Origin of the sequence: Parahaliea aestuarii, from assembly GCF_008064635.1 — a bacterium.
GTDB lineage: Bacteria > Pseudomonadota > Gammaproteobacteria > Pseudomonadales > Halieaceae > Parahaliea > Parahaliea aestuarii.
In genome coordinates, this window is sequence record NZ_VRYZ01000010.1 from 15209 (window position 1) to 35676 (window position 20468).

20 protein-coding genes are annotated in these 20468 nt (G+C 65.8%); 5 read left to right on the plus strand and 15 right to left on the minus strand.

All coding sequences use genetic code 11. The annotated features are described in order from the left end of the window. Positions 1 to 3: 3 nt before the first annotated feature. The 12 genes from FVW59_RS18435 to FVW59_RS18490 form a co-directional block, all read right to left on the minus strand. Positions 4 to 588: a hypothetical protein gene (locus FVW59_RS18435; RefSeq protein ID WP_246139797.1), complete on the minus strand. Its 585-nt coding sequence runs from the start codon at positions 586 to 588 to the stop codon at positions 4 to 6. A gap of 80 nt (positions 589 to 668) precedes the next feature. Next, a complete protein-coding gene (locus FVW59_RS18440; RefSeq protein WP_187275969.1) occupies positions 669 to 1331 on the minus strand; it encodes a hypothetical protein in 663 nt (220 codons plus the stop codon). Positions 1332 to 1344: 13 nt separating this feature from the next. Next, entirely contained in the window at positions 1345 to 2343 is a 999-nt protein-coding gene (locus tag FVW59_RS18445; protein ID WP_148065854.1) for a VWA domain-containing protein, read from the minus strand. Between the two features lie 14 nt (positions 2344 to 2357). Then, on the minus strand, positions 2358 to 3449 hold the full coding sequence (locus FVW59_RS18450) for a vWA domain-containing protein (protein ID WP_148065855.1): 1092 nt from the start codon (positions 3447 to 3449) through the stop codon (positions 2358 to 2360). A gap of 3 nt (positions 3450 to 3452) precedes the next feature. Beyond that, entirely contained in the window at positions 3453 to 4739 is a 1287-nt protein-coding gene (locus FVW59_RS18455) for a hypothetical protein (RefSeq protein WP_148065856.1), read from the minus strand. Continuing rightward, the gene (locus tag FVW59_RS18460) at positions 4739 to 5524 is read right to left on the minus strand and encodes a MotA/TolQ/ExbB proton channel family protein (RefSeq protein WP_425468416.1); all 786 of its coding nucleotides are present in this window, start codon (positions 5522 to 5524) and stop codon (positions 4739 to 4741) included. Before FVW59_RS18460 ends, FVW59_RS18455 begins: the two co-directional genes overlap by 1 nt. Positions 5525 to 5562: 38 nt before the next feature. After that, positions 5563 to 5805, minus strand: a complete 243-nt coding sequence (locus tag FVW59_RS18465) for a hypothetical protein (RefSeq protein ID WP_148065858.1) — start codon at positions 5803 to 5805, stop codon at positions 5563 to 5565. 4 nt (positions 5806 to 5809) lie between these two features. Beyond that, entirely contained in the window at positions 5810 to 7879 is a 2070-nt protein-coding gene (locus tag FVW59_RS18470) for a PEGA domain-containing protein (RefSeq protein WP_148065859.1), read from the minus strand. Then, entirely contained in the window at positions 7880 to 9409 is a 1530-nt protein-coding gene (locus FVW59_RS18475) for a tetratricopeptide repeat protein (protein ID WP_148065860.1), read from the minus strand. It abuts the gene before it with no gap. Between the two features lie 39 nt (positions 9410 to 9448). Beyond that, positions 9449 to 10669, minus strand: coding sequence for a hypothetical protein (locus tag FVW59_RS18480; protein WP_148065861.1), 1221 nt, complete (start codon positions 10667 to 10669; stop codon positions 9449 to 9451). Then, positions 10666 to 11472, minus strand: a complete 807-nt coding sequence (locus FVW59_RS18485; RefSeq protein ID WP_148065862.1) for a hypothetical protein — start codon at positions 11470 to 11472, stop codon at positions 10666 to 10668. The genes FVW59_RS18480 and FVW59_RS18485 overlap by 4 nt, the downstream gene beginning before the upstream one ends. Before the next feature lie 358 nt (positions 11473 to 11830). Then, positions 11831 to 13162 carry an energy transducer TonB gene (locus FVW59_RS18490; RefSeq protein WP_148065863.1) on the minus strand — a complete coding sequence of 444 codons (1332 nt, stop codon included), beginning with the start codon at positions 13160 to 13162 and terminating at the stop codon, positions 11831 to 11833. A gap of 133 nt (positions 13163 to 13295) precedes the next feature. Between FVW59_RS18490 and FVW59_RS18495 the strand changes: the two genes are divergently transcribed. Then, positions 13296 to 14084: a thioesterase family protein gene (locus tag FVW59_RS18495; RefSeq protein ID WP_148065864.1), complete on the plus strand. Its 789-nt coding sequence runs from the start codon at positions 13296 to 13298 to the stop codon at positions 14082 to 14084. A gap of 399 nt (positions 14085 to 14483) precedes the next feature. Here FVW59_RS18495 and ggt read toward each other — a convergent pair whose 3' ends face one another. Then, entirely contained in the window at positions 14484 to 16232 is a 1749-nt protein-coding gene (ggt, locus tag FVW59_RS18500) for a gamma-glutamyltransferase (RefSeq protein ID WP_246139794.1), read from the minus strand. Between the two features lie 91 nt (positions 16233 to 16323). Here ggt and FVW59_RS18505 point away from each other — a divergent pair, with 91 nt between their 5' ends. Both FVW59_RS18505 and FVW59_RS18510 read left to right on the plus strand, forming a co-directional pair. Then, positions 16324 to 16638, plus strand: coding sequence for a hypothetical protein (locus tag FVW59_RS18505; RefSeq protein WP_148065866.1), 315 nt, complete (start codon positions 16324 to 16326; stop codon positions 16636 to 16638). Between the two features lie 114 nt (positions 16639 to 16752). After that, positions 16753 to 17301 (plus strand): DUF4136 domain-containing protein, encoded by a 549-nt coding sequence (locus tag FVW59_RS18510; RefSeq protein WP_148065867.1) that lies wholly within the window; start codon positions 16753 to 16755, stop codon positions 17299 to 17301. A 55-nt stretch (positions 17302 to 17356) separates the two neighbouring features. Here the strand turns inward: FVW59_RS18510 and FVW59_RS18515 are convergent, their stop codons facing one another. Continuing rightward, entirely contained in the window at positions 17357 to 17977 is a 621-nt protein-coding gene (locus FVW59_RS18515; RefSeq protein WP_148065868.1) for a GNAT family N-acetyltransferase, read from the minus strand. Positions 17978 to 18024: 47 nt separating this feature from the next. Between FVW59_RS18515 and pdxH the strand changes: the two genes are divergently transcribed. Next, positions 18025 to 18663, plus strand: coding sequence for a pyridoxamine 5'-phosphate oxidase (pdxH, locus tag FVW59_RS18520; RefSeq protein WP_148065869.1), 639 nt, complete (start codon positions 18025 to 18027; stop codon positions 18661 to 18663). 18 nt (positions 18664 to 18681) lie between these two features. Further along, the gene (locus tag FVW59_RS18525; RefSeq protein ID WP_148065870.1) at positions 18682 to 19152 is read left to right on the plus strand and encodes a lipocalin-like domain-containing protein; all 471 of its coding nucleotides are present in this window, start codon (positions 18682 to 18684) and stop codon (positions 19150 to 19152) included. Positions 19153 to 19170: 18 nt separating this feature from the next. Here FVW59_RS18525 and FVW59_RS18530 read toward each other — a convergent pair whose 3' ends face one another. Further along, positions 19171 to 20457, minus strand: coding sequence for a CinA family nicotinamide mononucleotide deamidase-related protein (locus FVW59_RS18530; protein ID WP_148065871.1), 1287 nt, complete (start codon positions 20455 to 20457; stop codon positions 19171 to 19173). Positions 20458 to 20468 lie beyond the last annotated feature (11 nt).

A 20468-nucleotide genomic window follows, 5' to 3' on the forward strand; every position in this document is an offset into this window, starting at 1 on the left:
CTCCTAGTGCTCGCTGGACAGGAATTTCAGCAACTGGTCGCCCACGCTGTCACAGGCGGTGCCCTGCACCGGGGCGATAATGGGGATGGGCACGACGACTGCCGGCATGTAGGACTGGCCCGATGCGGTAGCGTTGATGCGGCCGACCTCGGCGCGGTTGGTAAAGTCCCAGATGGTCGCCTCGTAATCGGAGTCGTTGCCCCAGGTGCCGAAGCCGAAGCAACCGGCGCCGCCGGGGCCGATACCGCAGGTCATGGAGCCGGCGGAGTCGGTGCGGATAGTGCTGCCGTCAATCCAGATCATGTACTGTGTGCGCATCTCCGCCAGCCTTTGCGCCACCGGCGCCTGCTGCATCAGCTTTTCCAGGTCCTCGGGGTACAGCGGCGCGGTGCGCGGCTCGAACCAGGGGTAGAGGGCGTTGATAAAGTCCAGCTCACTGACGACGGTGATGGCCTTGTCGCGGGCGGCGATGTGATCGCCGACGCACTCGATGAAGTCGGGTTCGGTTTCGTAGTCGCTGGCGTGGCGCCGGCCGAGGATGACCACGCTGGCATCCCCGATGCCGTCTACCGGCGCATTGAACACCATCTCATCCACTGTGGCGGTGACGCAGCCGGTGAGCGGCAGGGCGAGGGTGAGCAGGGCGCTGCGCAGTACAGTGGCGAACTTCACAGGGAGCCCTCCGCATTTCCGGCGGTCCCGCCTGCGATGCCTGCTGGCCGTTTCTGGCGCTGGGCCAGCCAGTCCTGCACCTGGGGTACCCGGGTGAAGTTGGTGGCGAAGTTGGCGCCGGCATCGCGCAGGGCGACGACTGCAGCCAGGTTGACCGCCGCCTCGTCGCTTTGCAGGAAGGCGGTGGGTGTCTTGCCGTAGGCCGTCATGGTCCACTCCGCCAGGGATTTGCCGCTGGGGGTGACCAGCTCAAAGCGGTAGCGCATCCAGATCTCATAGACCTTGACGTTGGTGTGGGTGGGGATGGCGTACTGCAGTTCGTCGACGTGGGGTATCAGCACGGCGTCCACCGCCTGGTTCATCTGTCCGGGCTCGGGCTTGCCCCTCATGTGTACCACGTTGCTGAACATGCCGGGCAGGAGGGTGTCCCACATCTGGGTCTGGGCCTCGCCGGTTTTTACAATCCAGCCGGACTCGGCGCGCCCCTTGGCCTCGTCGAAGAACTCGTGTGTGCGAAAGCTCTCGTCGTACCAGATACCGACATTCAGCGGCAACTTGTTCATCAGCGGGCTGGGGAACTGACCCTTCACCGCTACTTCGTTGGGCCCGCAGGCCGCGAGCAGCGCGCAGATTGCCAGCAGCACAATGTGCCGGGGCATAAAGTAGCGGCCCTCAAGGCCTGAAATCATTGAGCCCGACAAAGGTGCCTCCATTGCGGTAGGTCAGTTCTCGCATAAGTGTAGCAAAGCGGATGCCGGTCGTTTGCAGATGGGGCGGGCGAATGAACTGTACCGGGAAGCCCACCGCGTGGATGCGCACCCGGCGCCGGCCCTCGGCGTTCTCGCTGTTCAGGCGGTCCACGGTGCCCACGACCTGGGCGATGGACTCGCCGGTGAACTCGTCCCCGAAGACGTAGATGCTGATTTTCTTGCCCGGGTCATAGAAGGTGCGGATGGCCTGGGTGATGCCCTCCACCGGGCTGGAGTTACTGAACACGTTCCAGTTGCGCAGGTTCTGCATGATGACCTTGCGCCGCCCCGGCGTGTCGGGAATCCACTGGCCGCGGTAGCGGCTGAACATGTAGTTGCCCATGTCGTTCAGAATCTGGATCCCCTTTACTTCGGGATAGATGCTGAGGGTCGCCTCCAGCTCCGCCAGCATGCGGTCCCAGCTGTAGGAGAACATCGAACCGGAGGTGTCGATGATGAAAATGATGTACTCGCTGTCCACCGGAATCCCGCCGATGAGGTTATTCTGGGACTGGTGCTGACGCCCCAGCAGGCGCTCCATTTCGGCGCTCAGGGACTGCCGCGCATCGGCCAGCTCGCCGGCGATCACTGAGTTGCTGTTGTCCTGCACCTGGATACTGTCGTAGCGGGACTTGGCGCTGGCCAGTTGGCCGCGCAGGATGGCTACCTTCTCCTCGTACTCGGACAGCTGTTCGTGCTTGGCATTGAGATCGCGGTTGAGCACGGTGGTCTCGCCGCGAATGTCGAACAGCTGCTCCTGCAGCTCGGCCACCTTGCCCTCGAGATTGACGGTAGAAGCTTCGATGATCTGTGGCTGTACCGTCTTGGTAATCATCAGCAGCAGGATCACCGCGCCAAAGCCGCAACAGATCACGTCCAGGAAGGACATGGAGAATTCCTCGGGCGGGCGTCGCCTGGCCATTCAGTTTCCTCCCTTCACGGCCAGTCCTTCGAAGGACTCATGAAAGAGCCCTTGGTGGCCTGGGCCAGTTGCCAGAACTCGGAGGCGGCCATGGGGTCGCCCTCCATCGGCGCCAGAATGATATTGACCGGCACATTGCGCGGCAGCTGCTTGATGGCCTGGCGGTATAGCTCCAGGCGCTGCTTGCCGCTGACCTTGCTGCCCCGGGGGGCGGTGGCGCCCTGGGTTGGCAAGCCGTCGGTGATGAGGATGATATTGTCGGGTGCCGGCGACAGTTTGCTCACCTCGGCGAAGGCGTTGAACAGGCTGGTGCCGCCGCTGGGGGTGAGCTTGCGCAACTCGCCGGTCACCGACTCCAGCTGTTTCTGGTTGGCGACCTCCAGCCACTTGCCGTCGGTTCCGGGCAACGCGGCACTGGCCTCGGTGTTAAAGGTGATGACCTGGTAGTAACTGCTGGCGGGAAGCTGGGCGCTGAGCCAGTCCACGGTGTTCAGCGCGCGGCTCCACTTGTCTGCCTTGCGCTGGATGGACGGGTCCATATTGCGCAGGCGAATAATGTTCACCAGCCGGTCGGCGAGCATGCTGGAGGATACATCCACCAGCAGGGCGATGTACTTGCCGCCGAGGTTGAGGCCGGTGAGGTACTGGCGGTTGCCATCGCCGGTAAAGCTGCGGGCACTGCGCCCGCTGTTTTCCCGCGCCGCTTCCTGCAGTTTCTTCACCTCTTCTTCCAGCGAACGGATCTCCGCCTTGATCTGCTCAATATCCTCGCGCTCGGTAAAGCCCTCGTCCCGCAGCCCGGCGATCAGGGCCTCGTACTCGGCGATCTGCTCGTTGATGCGGCTGGCCCGGCCCTGGGCCTCTACCATCTGCAGGTCGATATCGGACAGGGTATTGCGCAGGCGCACCAGGCCCTCCTCACCGTCGGTGATGTCCTCCTCCAATAGATTGACCTCGGAGAGCAGGTCCTGGTTCAACTCTTTCGACTGTACTTCGATGGAGTGGTCGATAATCAGGAACACCAGCACCACCGCCCCGAAGCCGCAGGACATGATGTCCAGGAAACTCAGACTGAAGGTGGTAAAGCCTCGCTTCTTCCGGGCCATGGGCTAGTTGCCTGTCACCTCGATCAGCACCCCGGCAAGCGTGCCGGCAACCGCCAGGGTGTCGCCACACTTGATGGACTGGCCGGGGGTGTAGGGCAGCCCGTTCACGGTGGCACCCGCGCCGCGCAGTTGCCACTCGCCGCGGGCAAGGTAGAGTTCGCCGCCGTTATCCAGTGGCGTTCCGTCCGGGTTCAGGGGGCGGGCGCGAAAGCCCTGTAGCAGATGGCTGGGGCCGCTGGCCGGGGAGGGTGCCGGGCTGCGACTTGCCGCTGCTGGCGCTGCGGCCGAAGTTGCTGCCGATGTTGCAGGGGCTGGCGCCGGCGGCGCGGTGCTGCAGGGCAGTGCGCTCACCAGTGACAGTGGGCCCTGGCGCTGGACGATGGCCGCTTCCTGTTCGCGGCACACGCTGGGCAGGCGAGTGCGTTCCAGTACCCGCAAACCCGGCAGGTGTTTGCCCGCCCCCGGCAACAGGGCTGCCAGCGGGTCGGCCAGCAGGGTGTGGGGCTCTGCGCCGGTCAACTCGGCCACCCGGGTGTAGAGACGCTGGCCGGCTTCTTCCAGTGCTGTGGACTGTACCCGGGTGTTGTAACCAGCGATGGAGAGGCTGGCCTCGCCGCGCTCGTGCAGGACCTGCAGGGCGGAGGGCAGGGCGTCGTAAAGGTCCTGTTCGGTGCCGGCCTTGCGGCGCGGGTCGAAGCGGGTCTGGCGGATAAAGCTGGCGGCGATGATCTCCACCAGGCGCTCCTGCAGTGGCAGCAGGCCGCAGCCGGGCAGGGGCTGGCTGTGCAGGACTCGACGCGTACCATCCCGGTCTTCCATTTCGTTAAGCAGAGCCTGGTGGAGCTGGAATTCCAGGTGAAACAGGCGCCCGCCGCCGCTCTCGGGCTGGGTCAGCGCCACGCTTCGGTTGATCAGTCCCACCGCCTCGAAGGGGCACTGCTGGATAATCCCGAGCAGCAGCGACAGCTGCTCCCGCTCCAGGTTGCCTGGCACTGACAGCACTACCTGATCGGGCTCTCCGGCTTCCCTGTGCAGGGCCAGCAGGTGGGCGTGTACCAGGTCGGCGCTGTGGCGGGCCGGGCCCAGGGCCGGTTGCAGGGGCTGGGTGTTGAGGTGGCTCCAGTAGCGGGTGGATACATCCCGCGGGCGCAGCCGCGCGGCGGCGCGGGCGGCGTTGCCAAAGCGGTATTCGCTCCCCTCCAGCAGGGCGTAACCCGGGCTCTGGATGTGCTGCTCGCCGTGCCACAGCTGCAGATTGGCATCGTTGATATCGAGAATCGCCGTGCTCATCAGTGGGCTACCAGGTGGCGCAGCAGACGCTTGTCGGCATAGCGCTGGGCATCCAGCACCAGGCGCTCCTGCGAGAGTTGCAGCTGGTGCAGGCAGAACATGATGACGATGGACAGCACCAGGGCGACAAAGGTGCTGTTGAAGGCCACCCCGAGGCTTACCGTCACACCCGAGATGTCACCTTCCACCGCCTTGTAGGCCTGGCCGAGGGCGTCGCCGATACCCCGCACCGTGCCGATAAAGCCGATGGAGGGAATGGCCCAGGCGATGTAACGCACCATGGACAGCTCCGAGTCGAGCCGGTCCGACTCCACTTCGCACTGCTCCTTGATGGTGTCGGAGACCGCCTGGATGCTGCCGGTGGTGGCGAAGCGCTGCAGGGCGGCGAGCAGGGTGCGCGGCAACAGGTAGTCCTGCTCGCTGTCCGGCAGGGCCTCCAGCGAGCGACTGTACTCCCGGGCATCTTCGGGCAGCACACTGGTGCCCTCGGGCACCTCCAGCAGGGCGCGGTCCATGATCTGCTGCTCCTTCAGGGTGCGGCGGCCCTTGTAGGCCATGATGGCCAGGGCCCAGATCAGCAGGATGAAACAGGCCTCCTGTTCAAAGTCGCGAATCACCACGGCGAAACTGCGCTCCGGCACGAAGTCCCCGCCCGCCGCCTGCAGGGCCATCTCCTCGCGAATCTGGGCGTCGGCAGCGGGGCGGATGGCGCCTACGTAGACCGCATGCACCACGATGATCGCAATCAGCAGGGCGAAGATCTGGAAAATAAACTCGGATGACATTCGGGTTTTCATGCACTGTCCTATTTACATTTACTGCGCTAAATGTCGACCGGGAAGGAGACCGAGAGATCCTCGGAAATCTGCTCCGATGCCTGGTAGTCGAAAGGTGAGTCGTCCCGCGGTGGCGGGTTGTCGGCTTTGTCTGTGGCTGCGGCCGGCGCCGCGCTGTCGTTCTCTGTTGCCGCGGGGCGATTGGGATCGCCCTCGCCAGCCGGCTCCTGGCCCAGGGCCAGGCCGCTGGCCAGCAACAGGCTAAACAGCATTGCCCGGGGTGCGTTCATGCCCTTACTCCGCGTAGCGCGCAATGCGGAATCCTACGTCATCGCGCCCGGCTTGCCCATAATCGCGGTAGGACAGGCGCAGTTCCGCCAGTTTGCTGAGAGACCAGCTGGCGCCGCGAATGACGTAGTTGTCCCCGTTCTGGGCGCCGAGGGGGTCGGTTTCCAGGGCGGCGTTGGCCGGCGGAATGGTGTAGACATCGTGCACCCATTCCGCCACGTTGCCGCCGAGGTCATAGAGCCCCTTACCGTTGGGCTTGAAAGAGGCGACGGGCGCGCTGACGACATGACCATCGGTATAACCGTTGAGAATGCGGCCGGTGACGTAGGCGGAGGTATTGTCGGCGTAGTTCTCCACTGGCGCGGTGGGGGGGAAGGTTTCACCCCAGGGAAACTTCAACAGGCTGTCGCCCTCGGCACGGGCCGCCCAGGCCCACTCCGCTTCGCTCGGCAGGCGGTAGCCCAGCGCCGCCGGGTTGAAGCCGGTGACGATGCCCTGCTCCTGCTTGTAGAAGGGCTCCAGACCCTCCTTGCGGCTCAGCCAGTTGCAGAACTGGGCGGCCTGCTGCCAGCTGACGGCGGCCACCGGCTGGTGCTCCCGGTTCAGGCTGTTACCTTCCACCTGGCCGGAATTGTGGTTGGCCTGAAACTGGCGGAACTGCGCGTTGGTAACCTCGGTGGTCTGTAGGTAGAACATGCGTTGCAGGGCAACCGGGCGCAGCACTTCATTGGCGCGCCGGCCCGACTCCCGCCGCGAGGCGCCCATGGTGAATTCCCGCAGTGGAGAATCATCGGGGATGAACAGTTTCAGGGTCTGGCCGAGGGCGGTGGTGATCTCCGGCGTCAGTTTGGCCAGTTTGGCGGCTTCCTGGGTTTGCAGCGTGAAATCCAGCTGCTGCTCGATGCCGCTGCGCGGCGTCACCCGCCGGGTCACACTTGCGTAGCCCGGCAGGCTGACCTCGATGCGGTGCTCGAAGGCCGGCAGGCTGAGGGTCTGGCTGCCCTTGCCAACGGCTTTGCCGTTCACCTTCACCGTGGCCTCGGGCGGGCTCACGGCAAGGCGCAGTTCCCCCAGCTGGGCGCTGAGGCTGACATTGCGCTCGGCCTGCTCGCCGGCTGCCAGGGTCAGGCTCTCGCTGTGGCGGCGGTAACCGGGGCGCGACAGCTGGATGCGCTGGGCGACACCGGGAGCCAGTTCCAGCGTCAGCGGTGTCTGCCCCTGGTATTCTCCCTCGAGCGTCACATTGGCGCCGCTGGGTTTGCTGGTCAGCTTGAGTACGCCGGCGGCGGGGGTGAGGGCGATGTCGCCGAGATCCTGGGCCTCGCCGGCTACCACCTCCAGCGCCTGCTGCCAGGGGGCAAAGCCGGCAAGGCTGAGGCCGACAGTTTGCTCTCCCTGCAGGACTTCGACCACCGCCGGTGTTGTGGCGGCCGCTTCGCCGGCCACCAGGACGGTGGCGCCGGCCGGAGTGCTGGTAATACTGATTTCAGCCCAGGCGGGTAACAGTTGCGCCTGTACCTGCTGACGTTGTTCGCGGCCGGTGACGTCGATGTCGCGCTGCCAGCTCAGGTAGCGTGGCGCCTCCAGGCGCAGGGTGTGGGGCCCGGCCTCGATCGCCAGGTCTTCCAGCGGGGCTGTGCCCAGCTCCTCGCCGTCCAGCAGCACGCGGGCGCCGGCGGGTTCGGCAATGATCTCCAGACGCCCCGGCAATGGCGTCAGGGTCAGCAGGATCTGCTGGCTGTTCTCTTCTGTTACCTCCAGCCGGGTGTCGAGGGGGAAGTAGCCCTCGGCACTGGCGGTGAGATCGTAACTGCCGGGGCGGATCAGCACCCGCTCACCGAAGGGCAGGTGCAGGCCGTCAATGTCGACGCGGGTGTCCGTCTCCGCTTCGACACTGATCAGTACCGAGCGGGCGCTCAGCAGAAAGGCCATCAGCAGGGCGAACAACAGCCCGAGGCCCAGCAACAGCCAGCGCAGGGGATGGCCTTTGCGACCGGGGCGGGGGGCGCCGGGATTCAGGGGTTCGAAGGCGGTTGGCGTAATGGCGTTATCAGGGGCGCCGCTGGTGTCAGACATTCAGATCGGTTCCGTACAGGCGATGTGCACCGGAGCCGGTGGCGTATCTGCGCTGATGGTGAAAGTGCGGCGTACGTCGCGGTAGCCGTTGCGGGTGCCGACAGCGGTATAGGTACCGGGCCGCAGTTCCAGTTCATGTTCGGCGAACTGCCCGAGGCGCGCTACCCGGTACACAGTGACCGTGGTTTGCTGGTCCGAGCGCAGGGTGACCGGCACCGGCTGGTTGGCGGTGGCCAGCAGGCGCTCAATGGTTTCGATCTGCTGGCTCAGGACCGGCCCCCGGGACGACTGCGCGCGGGCCTGGTCGAGCAGTTTGGCGGTGGCTTTGGCCACGGTGGGGTCGGACAGCCGCTCTGGCTTGTCGACGATGGTCTCCAGTTCCTGTTGCAGCTCTGCCCTGGGTTTGGCGCGCGCCAGGCCCTCCTGGGCAAATACTACGCTGGCGTCGATTTCCAGTGCCTGCTGGTAGCTTTCCACGGCCGCCTGCCAGTCCTCGGCCTGCTCCAGGTTCTGTCCGCTGCGCTGGAGTCCCGCCAGGCGCCCCGCCGTCTCGCTGCTCTGCAACTCTGCCAGTGCGCTGTCCACCTCGCCGGCATCGGGGCGCAGGGCCCGCGCCTGTTTGAAGGCCTCCCGGGCGGCACTGTAGCGGCCCGCGTCGAGGGCGGCGTAGCCCTCGCTCATGGCGCGGTTGAAGCGCTGCCCGGTGTGGAGGGACTGTACCCGGGCCAGTTCAGCGGCGACACGCTGGTGCTGTGTATCCAGTTCGCTGGCCTGTTTCAGCTGTTCGCTGGCCGCCGCCAGATCGCCGTCGGCTTCTGCCTGTTCTGCGGCTGCCAGCGCTTCCAGTACCTGCGGCAGCGTTGCGGCGCGCGCCTGCAGAGCCGCCAGCTCGGGGCTGTCCGGTGCCAGCAGGGCGGCTCGCTCGAGGTGTGTCGCCAGGGCGTCAGTGTCGCCGTCCTCAATGGCCTGGCGCGCCAGCGAGAATTGCTCTTCCACGCGCTGCGGCAGGCTCTCGGTGATGGCCAGCAGGGCATCCAGCGCTGTCTGGTAGCGCTCGCTGGCGGCGCTGAAGTTGCGCTCGCGATAGAGGTCGTCTCCCTCCTTCGCCAGGGCGGTGGCCGCGCTGAACTCATCCGGTGCCCACTGTTCCACACCCTGCTCCTGCAGTGCGCGCTGCTGTTCCAGCAGCCGGGCGAGAATATCCTGGGCCTGCTTGCGCAGTTCCGCCTGCTGGGCATCGGCCCAGGGACTGCTGTCTGGAGGCGCAGGCTTGCCCTGGGTTCTGGGCGTTTGCGCACTCTCGGTACCAGGCGCTTCGACGCCGGATGTTGCAGTGGCGGGCCCGTCCGGTTGTGGCTGGGGCAGCAGGAAGACCACCGCCAGTGCTACCAGTACCAGCACCAGCAGGGCGGGCATGATCCAGCGCGGGCTGGCTGCCGCTTGCGGTGCTACCGCAGCGCTTTCGGTGCTGGATTGCCGGGCGGCCGGCTCGAAGGGGGTCGGGGTGAGTTGATCCTGATCTGAAGACATACCTGCTGGGTGTCGCCTTTTGGGGTTACTGCCGGCAGGTCAGGGCGTGTCGCTACGCGCAGCCTGCGAGTTGGCGGCATCGGGGAGAGCCTCAAGGGCGCCCATCTCCGCGCGGTAAATGTCCGCCAGGATTTCGCGCCACTGGGCGTACTGATCCTCCACGTTGCCGCTGAGCATGATAGTGCGATCTTCCAGTTCTATCACCTGTGGCGTGATCTCCGCTTCCAGCGACATGCCCAGTTCCTCCAGCGCCTCGACATGGATTTGCGCCTCGTTGCGCTTTTCCAGCCCGCTTTTCAGCAGGTAACCGCCACCGATGATGGCGACATTGCCCGCGGCCCGGGTGGAGCCGTCACCGCCGCCGGCCGCGGCGATACCGGCGGCGACCGAAATCGCGCCGGCGATCAGGCGGCGGGTGCTCTCGGCCTTCAGTTCCTGCATCGCGATGGCTTCTTCGTAGCTCAGCTTGCGCCATTCCTGGTAGGGCGCCTGCATCTGGCCGGAAAAGCTGCCGTAGTAGGCCTGCATGGTATCCACGAACATATTGTCGCGCTCGCGGATGCTGTGGATGCGCTCCAGCATCGGGTCACCGTGGGCTGGCAGGCGCAGTACTTTGTAGTAACCCTTGTCGGTTTCCTCCAGGTAGCCGTCGAAGGCTTCCGGGGAAAATCTGCGGGCAAAACGCAGTTCGGTGACCACCCGGATGTGCTCCAGTTCGGCCAGTTTCAGTGCCTGTTGGTGCTGCAGGAGGTCGTTGGCAATGGTGTGGTAGATCGCCTGGAAGGGGTCGTACTGGACGCGGGTGACGCTGTCATAGGCGTAGCGGCTGGCGTTGGCGGTATAGACCTTGTCCAGCCATTCACGATTGCGGGAGTCTCGGGCGACGATGTGCAGTTGTAGTTCCTCGCCGTCGGACTTGAGGATCTTGCCCTCGACTCGCAGGTCGGTGATCTGGGCGGCGCCGGGCACCACCCGCACCGCGCCCCAGGCACCGCTGTTCTGCATGGCCTCAGACAGCAGGCGCGGCATGTAGCGCGCCTCGGCCTTGCGCACCTCGGGGTAGACCTGCTCGTCCTCCTCGTAGGTGTCGAGACCCGGGTCAAAGATGGCAATGCCCACGTCCAGCAGCAGGGTTTCGGGCAGGGGTTCTGCCGGGGTTTGCAGTGGGGGTACCGACGTGCTCTTGACGGTCTGGCTGACGCAGCCGGCCAGCGTTGCCGCCAGCACCAGCAGGCCGACGCCGCGCAGCACGGGGGTCACGGGGAGATGCCCTTGTACTTGCGGTACTCATCCCACAGCGCTTCGCGCACCCTGGGATCCGGTTCGCGCATGGCCGCCTCGCGCAACTGGCGCGCGACCACATCGTCATCGTCGCCACTGGGTATGTCTGCCGGGGGTGGATACTTGGCGGTATTCTGGGGAGGCTGGCCGCCGCCGCGCGAGACGCCACCCATGCCACCGCCGGTGCTGTAGCCGCCGGCATCGGCGACATCGCCGCCGTAGGGGCTATTGCCGCCGGCGCCACCGCCACTCGGTTCCGGCTGGGTTGGGGGCGGTGTCGGGTTGTCGCGCTGGGCTTGACGCTGCGCGGTCTGCTCCTCGAGGATCATGGCGTCAAATTCGCCGGTGCCCTGCTCCAGCCGGGCGTCGAGAATGGCCACTTGCTCGGCGGGGGTGAGGGGGCCGCTGCCACCCGTGCCCGCGCCGCCCGGCATGCCCGGGAAAGATCCTGTTCCCTGGCTGCCGCCAGCGCTGCCACTGCCGGTTTGCCCGCCCTGGGAATCGCTGTTGCCAGCGGAATTGCCGCGGCTGTCAGCCTGGCCACCGCCCGGCTGCTGGCCTGCTTCGGCCATGACATCCTCGAAGCCAGGCAGACCGCCCTGCGACACAGGTTCATCGCGCAGGTCCGGCAGGGCCTGGCCGCCGCTGCCGCCGTTACCGAAGCCGGGTTCGCCCGCCTCGCTGCCCTCGCCGCCTTCCATGCCGCCCTGTTGGCCGCTGCCGGTGCTGGCTGTGGCATCGCTGCCGCCACTGTCGCCGGGCATGCCGCCGGGAAATTCCATCCCCGGCATCTGGCCGCTGGCGCCGCCGCTACTGGATTTTCCGCCACTGGAGGCGGTGCTGCCGCGGCTGCCCGAGGGTGAGCTGGCTCCAGAGGAGGAACCACTACTGCCGGAGGGGGGCGAAGAGGCGCCGCCCGGCGAGGATGCGCCGGAACTCCGAGAGCTCTGGGAACCGCTGGAACTGGAACTCGAGGACGAACTGGACGAAGAGCTGGAAGAGCTCGAGGAACTACTCGGGCTCGGCATCGACGGCGGCTGGGGCATCGTGGGGTTGCTGGAGCTGGGGCAGCCGGCCAGCAGCAGGCAGGCCGAAGCCACGGCTGCCGTTAGCGCACCGCGGCGCCAGTGTCCGGACGGCTTACCAGTTGTTGCTGTCATAGGCCCACACGATATCGTTAGTCGCCACGGGTTCCCCGGCCTCAAAGCGCGGCCGGAACTGGGTTTTACGCAATTGCCGCATCAGGCGATTGACCTTGGCGTCGTTGTCGTCATTGTCGTCAATCCGTTCCAGGTCCACCAGGCGGCCGTTTTCGGTCACGCTGAATTCCAGCAGCGCGTTGCCCTGTTCCGTTGCCACGGTGGGTGGCAGTGCCTCAACGCCTTCCAGCGCGGGCAGCGCCACGGGCACGCCAAAGAGTTCCCGCTCGAGTGTTTGGGCATCATCACTGGCGGCAAGTTCCGCAAAGGCCTTGCGATAATTGTCCAGCGCTTCGTCGTCCTGGCCGTGCCACATCATCCAGTCCGCCAGCCGCAGGTAGGTATTGGCGGTCACCGCGGCATTGTCGGGCTGCAGGGTGGTTTCGATGTCCTGGATGGCGCGTATCACCGACAGCCCTTTCTTGTAGCTCTGGGCGCGGTAGGCGTTGAAGCGGTTTTGCCCCTGGCGCTCGGCGAAGTCGTACTCGGAGCCGAAGCCGGAACTGCTCTCGCTCTGGTAGTCGGAGATCAGGTACTGGGCCCGCAGCATACCGTAGAGGGGCGACAGCAGGGAGGGCGAGTTCTCGCCTTCCCGCTTGATGATGTCATTCAGGGCCAGGCGATACAGATCCCACATGTTCATCAGGCGGTTGAAGCCGTGCTCGCCCAGGCGCATCTCGTAGGCCTGCTGTTGCCAGCCGGCCTGTTGCATCAGGGCGTTGGCCCGGCGCGGGCCGCTGGAAAGACTGCGCAACTGTACGCGGTACAGGTAGACCTGGCGCTCGTCGGCGGCGGCGAAGTCGCCGAGGGCAATGTGGCTGCGGATCTCCGACTGCAGCAGGGGAATCTGTTCCGCGCCGTAGAGGCCATCGTTGATGCGCGACAGGTGGACGCCGCGTTTGAACACCGCGATGGCTTCGCCGTGTTCGCCGCTCTGCTGCAGGGCGCTGCCGAGGCTCATCAGATGTTCTGCCACGTTGGGGCTGTAGGCGCCTTCGTTTTTCTCGATGTCGGCGATAACGTTCCGGTAGGACTGTATGTCGAGGCGATCCTGGTCGCGGGTCAGCTCGTCCAGCGAACTGCCGGGTTCCACGGGCTGATTGGGATCGCTGACAGCGCTGTCGGCACTGGACTGCAGTTGCTCGGCAACTTCCTCCGGGGTGTCGCCGGCAAGACTGCCCGGACTGGCGATACAAAGCAGCCCCACTGCCAGCAACAGGCGGCGCAGGGGCGTCCCGGGCAGGCCGGGGCGAGGTGTTTGCTTATTGTTCACCGGCGCAGTTCCATCTCATGCCTGTTTTTCAGTATATACACTGTAGCCAGAGACACACAAAAATGCGCGCAACCCGGATGTTTTTCGCCTGTTAGACTGTGCGCCACTTCAACTTTGGCATGAGGAAAGCCCTGTGGGACAGTTTGCGCGTGAAACCGCTGTGGAAAAGGTGGCAGAAGGCCGTTGGCGGGGAGAGTTATTCGAAGGCTGGCGCATCGGTGCCGTGCCCAATGGCGGCTACGTACTGGCACTGGCGGGCCGCGCGCTGTCGGAGGCGCTGCCGCACCGGGACCCGCTGGCCATCAATGCCTTCTATCTCGCACCCACTGCGCTGGGCCCGATTGATTGCGAGGTGGATGTCCTCAGGCGGGGTGGCAATACCTCCCACGCCAGCGCGCGTCTCTACCAGGAGGGCGAGCTGAAAGTGGTGGTCACCGCCGCTTACACGGACCTGGAGCGTCTCAGCGGCCCCAACTGGAGCCAGACGTCGGCGCCGGACTACCCGGCCTTTGCCGACTGCCCGGTGCGCGGCGGCCCGAAGCTGGAGTTTCGCCAGCGGGTGGATTTGCGTCTCGCGGAGGGCGGGGACGTTTTCCTCAGCCAACAGCCGGGCGGTGGCGGCGTGTTTGGCGGCTGGGTGGCGCACGCCGACGGCGCTGACCCCGACCCGATCGGCCTGCTGATGTTCGCCGACGCTTTTCCTCCCCCGGCCCTGGACCTGGTGGGGCTGGTCGGCTGGGTGCCCACGGTGGAACTGACGGTGCAGTTGCGGGCGCTACCGGCGCCGGGTCCGATCAAGGCCCGCCTCGCTTCGCGCTTCCTGACCGAGGGGGTGATCGAGGAGGACGGTGAATACTGGGATAGCTTGGGCAATCTCGTCGCCCTGTCGCGGCAGACGGCCAAGGTGCGGTTGCCGAAGTAGCTTCTGGAAGTTTTTTGTGTGGTTCTTTGTGTTGGTAGGGGTGACTCGTAGCTCGGGCGCGATCTGAAGATACGCCTCCCCGGACACGCTACAAGCATGACATCCATGTCGCGCTCTTCAACGGCCATGCCCGAAAAGAGGGGCAGGCTCTCCAGGGCGCTGACGGTCCGTGGAGGCGTATCTCCAGCTCACGCCCTGCATTGGTGCGAGATTCTATAGTTTTGCTTTCGAAGTGGAAAAACTGGAGTCAGCTCCACCGGAGCACGTGTGGTGCGTAGGGCACTTCCGGGACCGTCAGCGGCCTGGACGGCCGCTGTCGAGCCTACAAGGAAGTATTTACGGTGTGTCTCGGAAGTGCCCTACGCGCTGCGCGTGCGGTTTCAGGGTACCAATTACCTCCTAATAGCCCGCCACATGCCCTCCCGGTCTGCGCGTATCGGTAGCCCCGTACAGATGCCCGTTTTCCAGCATGATCGACTGCGTGCGTCCCAGCGTGCGGTCGCTGGCTTCCACCGTGTGGCCCATCTCCTGTAGCAGCCGGATCGTGTCGGGACTCACGCCCTGTTCCACCTGCAGCACATCCGGCAGCCACTGGTGGTGCACCCGCGCACCGGCCGCGGCGGCGGCGATGTTCATGTCGAAGACCATGGCGTTGAGAATGGTCTGCAACACGGTGGTGATGATCACGCTGCCGCCCGGGCTGCCGGTGGCCAGCCAGGGCTTGCCGTCGCGGAATACCAGAGTCGGGCTCATCGAGGACAGCGGGCGCTTGCCGCCTTCGATACGGTTGCTCTCGCCCTCCACCAGACCGTAGGCATTGGCGCTGCCGGGAGCGGCGGCGAAGTCCGCCATTTCGTTGTTCAGCAGCATGCCGGTGCCGGGCACGGCGATGTGGGAGCCAAAGCTGAAGTTGAGGGTATAGGTGTTGCTGACCACATTGCCGGCGGCGTCGGCAACGCTGTAGTGGGTGGTGTCCTTGCTCTCGGCCTTCATCTCGGCCCCCGGTCGAATGGCGCTGGCGGGGGTGGCCCGCTGCGGATCGATGGTGGCGCGCTGGCGCGCGGCGTAGTCCTTGCTGGTGAGAAGCTGCAGCGGCACGTCGACAAAGTCGGTATCCCCCAGGTACTGGCTGCGGTCGGCGTAGGCGCGCTTCATGCTTTCCGCCAGGTAGTGCAGGTAGGCGGCACTGTTGTGGCCGGCCTCCGCCAACGGCAGTCCTTCGAGCATGTTCAGCATCTGGATAATGTGGATACCGCCAGAGGAGGGCGGCGGCGTGGAAACCACTTCGAAATCGTGGAACGTACCGCGCACCGGCTCGCGCTCGACCGCCTTGTAGGCAGCCAGGTCCGCGAGGGTGATCAGGCCGTCGCCGCGTTTCATCTCGGCTGCGATGCGCTCTGCGACCTCGCCCCGGTAAAAGCCCTTGTTGCCATGTTCGGCGATCTGCCTGAGGGTCCAGGCCAGGTCCGGCTGGCGCCAGGTTTCACCGATGCCGTAGGCACTGCCATCGGCCTTGAAGAACAGGCGACTGGCTTCGGGGTTGTCCCGCAGGCGCTCGGCGCGGGCGTTGATCTCGAAGTTGAGGGCAAAGGACACCTGCAGGCCCTGCTCGGCGAGGGCGATGGCCGGTGCCAGCACCTGCTGGCGGCTCATGGTGCCGTATTTTTCGAGGGCATAGAGCAGGCCCGCCACCGTGCCGGGCACGCCGGCAGACTGGTGGCTGAAGTACATGCGCATGCGATCCACCTGGCCTTCATCGTCCAGGTAGAGATCCCGGCCGGCAGCGGCGGGAGCGGTTTCGCGGTAGTCGATCAGGGTCTGGCGGTCGCCCTCGGCCAGGTGGATCAGCATGAAACCTCCGCCGCCCAGGTTGCCCGCCCGGGGGTAGCTGACGGCCAGTGCAAAGCCGGTGGCCACGGCGGCGTCGACAGCGTTGCCGCCCTGCTGCAGTATCTGCCGGCCGATCTCGGTGGCCAGCACTTCGGGCCCGGCGACCATGCCGTGCTCGGCCACTACCGGCAGGAAGCGACTGCGGTAGTCGATGATGGGCAGTTGGGCATCGGCGGCCTGGCGGGCCTGGGCCACGGGTTGTAGCAGGACGGTAAAGCCGATAAAGGCCAGTAGTGTGGTGCGAAGCGCGCGGATCACTGTGTTCTCCCCCGGAAATTTCAGGCAGAACTTTAACTGTTTTGCCCGGCAGCGCATACTTTTGCGCTGTCAGGCAGAGCATGGGCACGCCATGGAAGTACTGTGGAACGAGGCGCGACGGCGGTGGCGGGCGATGTTCGAAACACTGCAGGCCGGGCTGGATGTGCCCCCGGGCCAACGCCTGCGGCTGGAGGGACTGATGGAGGCGATCGCGCTGCTCGAACCGGGCTGCCAGGACGCCCTGCAGGACGCCATGGACGCGCAGTACCAGCAGGTGTTCGGACGCTCCCTGGGGCAGGACTTTGGCGACCAGTGGCGGACTTTTTACGCCTTTCCACAGATTCCGGCGGTGATGCAGAGGGCTCCCGTCTGGCCCAGCACGGCGGATCAGAGCGGGCCGGGTTAAGATCTACCCAGCGATGGCGCCGCCAACGAAGGCGCTCCCAGCGAACGCGCCCCCAACGGAGGCGTTCCCAACGGAGGCGTTCCCAACCATACCCAACGCAACAAGGAACATGCAGTGACAGTAAAATCCCTGCGCCATCTCTGGCTGGCGCTTTGCCTGCTGGCCACCGGCTGCGCCACCGAGGTTCCGGCACCGCGTGTCGATTACAGTAAGGATTACGATTTCAGCCGGGTGCACAGCCTGGCCCTGCAGCCGCCGGGCGAGGATCAGGTTGCCGGGCTTGGCCGGGAGCGGGTAGACGCCATCAGCCGGGCCCTTGCCGCGGCGGTGGTGGCGAAGGGCATAACCGTGGTGGAACAGGCCGCCAACGCCGATGTGCTGCTGCGCTGGTATCTGGCGGGTAGCGATCCCAATGCCAATACCGCCTACGACAGGATGAGCCTCTATAGCTGCTGGCGCTGTGGTCCGGCGGTGGCGGAGGTGGGTATGCCGTCGTGGCAGCCGGGCACTCTGGTGGTGGATGTGCTGGACAGGCGTGACGGGCGGCCGCTGTGGCGGGCGACAGTGGATACCCGTATGGCGCCGGATGTCGACGCGCTGACGGCAGAAGAGCGGCGCGAGGCGGCGCGCGCGGTGCTCGCGAGCTTCCCGCCCCTGCCCTGATATCCGACCAGTTACGGTTCCAGATGCATTGTTGCCGTGGTAACGATGCGGGCGATCAGCGCGCCTCGCGCCACATAAACCATACATGCGGGCCGCCGTTTGGCAGATCGGCTTCCGCCCCCGTTTCAAAGCCGTGGCGCTGGTAGAGCGGCAGGTTGCGGGGATTGGAACACTCCAGATAGGCCGGCATGTGCTGGATGTCGCAGGCGCGCAGGCCTGCCTTCAGCAGTGCCGCGCCCACGCCCTGTCCCTGGTCGCGCTGGCGGGCACCGATAAACTGTAAATGGAAGTGGGGCTCTGCCGGTTTGTGGCGGGCGAACAATCCGGCCTGCTGTTGCAGGCGTCGCAGCGGCCCGGGGCCCATGCGCCACAGGCAGCGCAGCACCAGTTTCAGCAGGGCGATCCCGGGCGGTAGTTCGAAGGGAATATTCGGCGGCAGCCACAGGGCGGCACCGCGGCCTTCCCGTTCCAGTTGCACCATGCCCCGGGGCAGGCCGCTGTCGCGCAGGATCAAGCGGAACAGATCGGGGTAGACGCGGTGGTCGGGGAAGATCCAGTTGAGGATCGGGTCGTGCTCAAAGGCGTCGCTCAGGGTCGCGACCAGGGCGTCGAGTTGCCCTTCGGATGCGCTTTCGATTACCGGCATGCCGGCGTCCACTGCCGCTTTACCTTCCATTGACCCGCCTCTACCATGTCTGCCCCGCAAGCCTAACAGGAGGCCCCATGCGATACGAGGACTTCAGGCGCGAGTACCTGGCCGGCGGCCTCAGCCGGGAGATGCTGGACGACTGCCCGATCCGCCAGTTCGAGCTCTGGCTGGAGCAGACCGTGGGCAGTGAGTTGCAGGACCCGACCGCCATGGTGCTGGCCACCATTGATGAAAGTGGTCTGCCCTGGCAGCGCATCGTGCTGATGAAAGGGGTGTCCACCGCGGGCTTTGTGTTCTATACCAATTTCGGCAGCAACAAGGCCCGGGATATTGCGGTCAACCCGCAGGTGTCACTGCTGTTTCCCTGGAACGTACTGGACCGCCAGGTCATTGTCGGCGGGCGCGCGGAAAAAATGAGTGTGGCCGAGTCGGCGCGTTACTTTTTCAGTCGCCCGCGGGAGAGCCAGCTGGCGGCCTGGGCATCAGAGCAGAGCCGGCCCATCTCCAGGCGCGCCGTGCTGGAAGCCCAGGTACAGAAAATGCGCGATAAATTTGGTCGCGGCGAGATCCCCATGCCGGACTTCTGGGGCGGCTACCGCGTGGTGCCCGAGCGCATCGAGTTCTGGCAGGGCGGCGCCCATCGCCTGCACGACCGCTTCCGCTACACTCGAGAGAGCGACAAGGGCTGGCGCATTGAGCAGTTACAACCCTGAACAGATGAGGAGCCAACGATGATTCAAACGAGCGACCTGGTGGGCGCCTGGCAGCTGGAATCCTGGACCATCGGCTATTCCAACAGCGACAAGCTCAGCAACCCCTTTGGCGAAGACCCGCAGGGCTTGCTGCTCTACACCGCGGACGGCTGGATGAGCGCCTCTGTCTGTCGCCCCGATCGCTCCCCCCTGCCTGAGGGGGAGAGTCCGCGCACCCTGCCGGATGCGGCCAAGGCAGAGGCCTACGCCAGCTACTTTCACTACGCCGGCCGCTTCCGGGTACAGGGCGGCGATGTCATCCACTACGTCAGCCAGAGCCTGAACCCCAACTTTCCCGGCAGCGAACAGCTGCGCCACGCAGAGCTGGACGGCCAGACCCTGGTACTGAGCGGCAAGGATCAGGTGGGCGAGGTCACCCGCTTCCACTCCCTGGTGTGGCACCGCGTGCCCCGGACGGAGCCTGATTTGCCGCCCATTGACAGCGAGTAGGGCGAACAGGGCGAGGGGTCAGCCGACCCGGCGCTGGGCGAAGTAGCGCGGCTGGCTGTTGAGGCCGAGCAGACGGCGGCGGATCATGTCGAGGCCGGCGGCGGCGAGCATGGTCTGGAACAGGGTGCGTTCTACCGGCCAGCACAGTTGCAGCGCTTCAATATTGTCCGCATCGCCCCAGGCCAGCCACACCGTTCCCACCGGTTTGTCCGGGCTGCCACCGCCGGGGCCGGCGATGCCGCTGACGGCGATGGCGTAGTCGGCGTCCGCTCTGGCCAGGGCCCCCGCGGCCATCTGTCGCACCACTGCCTCGCTGACCGCCCCGTGCTCGCGCAGGGTGTCCTCGCTGACCCCCAGCACGGCGGCCTTGATGGCGTTGTCGTAGGTGACAAAGCCGGCGTGGAAGGCGTCGGAGGAGCCCGCGATACGGGTCAGCATGCTGGCGATCAGACCGCCGGTGCAGGACTCTGCGGTGGTCAGGGTCCTGCCCTGTGCGCGCAACAGATCCAGCACTGCCTCCGCCAGCTGGATATCCCCCTCGCCGATGATGTGATCGCCAAACAGGGCTTCCAGCTGCGCGCGGCAGCGTTCGCGGGCCGGCAGGGCTGCGCGGCTGGTGACGCTCAGCTTGATCTCCATCTGCGGCGCACCGGCGCGAAATCCGAGTTCCACGTCCGCCGGCCAGTCGGGGCAGGCATCGGCGATGATCTGCTGGGCCGAAGACTCCCCCAGGCCAAAGGTCTGCAGGCGCAGTACGCTGTGCTCGCTGCCCGTCCCCCAGCGCTGCGCCAGGTCCGCCACGATCAGGTCCAGCATTTTTTTCAGCTCACCGGGCACCCCCGGGGTACAGATGATGCGGCAGGCACCCACGGCCAGTTCGAAGCCCACGGCGCTGCCCACCGGGTTGTCCACCAACTGGCAGCCGGCTGGCAGCATGGCCTGTTTGCGGTTGGCGGCGTTCAGCTGCAGATTGCGCCTGGCGCACCACTGTTCGAGGTGGGTGATGGCGCCGGGGTGCTCCGCCAGCGGCACGCCGGCCACCGCCGCCAGGACTTCCGCGGTGAGGTCATCCACCGTGGGCCCGAGCCCGCCGTTGACGATGACCAGCTCCGCCTCTTGCGCCATCGCCGCCAGTTCGCGTACCAGCAGGGCGCGGTCGTCGCCCACCGTCACCTTGCGCAGCACCGGGATGCCGAGTTCCCCCAGGCGGCGGGCGATCAGGGCAGAGTTGGAATCCACCGTGTCGCCGCTCATGATCTCGTTGCCGGTGAGCAGCAGTTGCACGGAGGGGGTCGGGTTTGCCATGGCAGTCACGC

Coding starts and splice junctions, on each gene's coding strand:
- FVW59_RS18515 (WP_148065868.1), bottom strand. CDS start 17,977: ATGGAAGGTAAAGCGGCAGTGGACGCCGGCATGCCGGTAATCGAAAGC.
- FVW59_RS18530 (WP_148065871.1), bottom strand. CDS start 20,457: ATGGCAAACCCGACCCCCTCCGTGCAACTGCTGCTCACCGGCAACGAG.
- FVW59_RS18525 (WP_148065870.1), top strand. CDS start 18,682: ATGATTCAAACGAGCGACCTGGTGGGCGCCTGGCAGCTGGAATCCTGG.
- FVW59_RS18455 (WP_148065856.1), bottom strand. CDS start 4,739: ATGAGCACGGCGATTCTCGATATCAACGATGCCAATCTGCAGCTGTGG.
- FVW59_RS18505 (WP_148065866.1), top strand. CDS start 16,324: ATGGAAGTACTGTGGAACGAGGCGCGACGGCGGTGGCGGGCGATGTTC.
- FVW59_RS18470 (WP_148065859.1), bottom strand. CDS start 7,879: ATGTCTGACACCAGCGGCGCCCCTGATAACGCCATTACGCCAACCGCC.
- FVW59_RS18440 (WP_187275969.1), bottom strand. CDS start 1,331: ATGCCCCGGCACATTGTGCTGCTGGCAATCTGCGCGCTGCTCGCGGCC.
- FVW59_RS18460 (WP_425468416.1), bottom strand. CDS start 5,524: ATGTCATCCGAGTTTATTTTCCAGATCTTCGCCCTGCTGATTGCGATC.
- FVW59_RS18465 (WP_148065858.1), bottom strand. CDS start 5,805: ATGAACGCACCCCGGGCAATGCTGTTTAGCCTGTTGCTGGCCAGCGGC.
- FVW59_RS18475 (WP_148065860.1), bottom strand. CDS start 9,409: ATGTCTTCAGATCAGGATCAACTCACCCCGACCCCCTTCGAGCCGGCC.
- FVW59_RS18435 (WP_246139797.1), bottom strand. CDS start 588: ATGGTGTTCAATGCGCCGGTAGACGGCATCGGGGATGCCAGCGTGGTC.
- pdxH (WP_148065869.1), top strand. CDS start 18,025: ATGCGATACGAGGACTTCAGGCGCGAGTACCTGGCCGGCGGCCTCAGC.
- FVW59_RS18445 (WP_148065854.1), bottom strand. CDS start 2,343: ATGGCCAGGCGACGCCCGCCCGAGGAATTCTCCATGTCCTTCCTGGAC.
- FVW59_RS18485 (WP_148065862.1), bottom strand. CDS start 11,472: ATGGAATTTCCCGGCGGCATGCCCGGCGACAGTGGCGGCAGCGATGCC.
- FVW59_RS18450 (WP_148065855.1), bottom strand. CDS start 3,449: ATGGCCCGGAAGAAGCGAGGCTTTACCACCTTCAGTCTGAGTTTCCTG.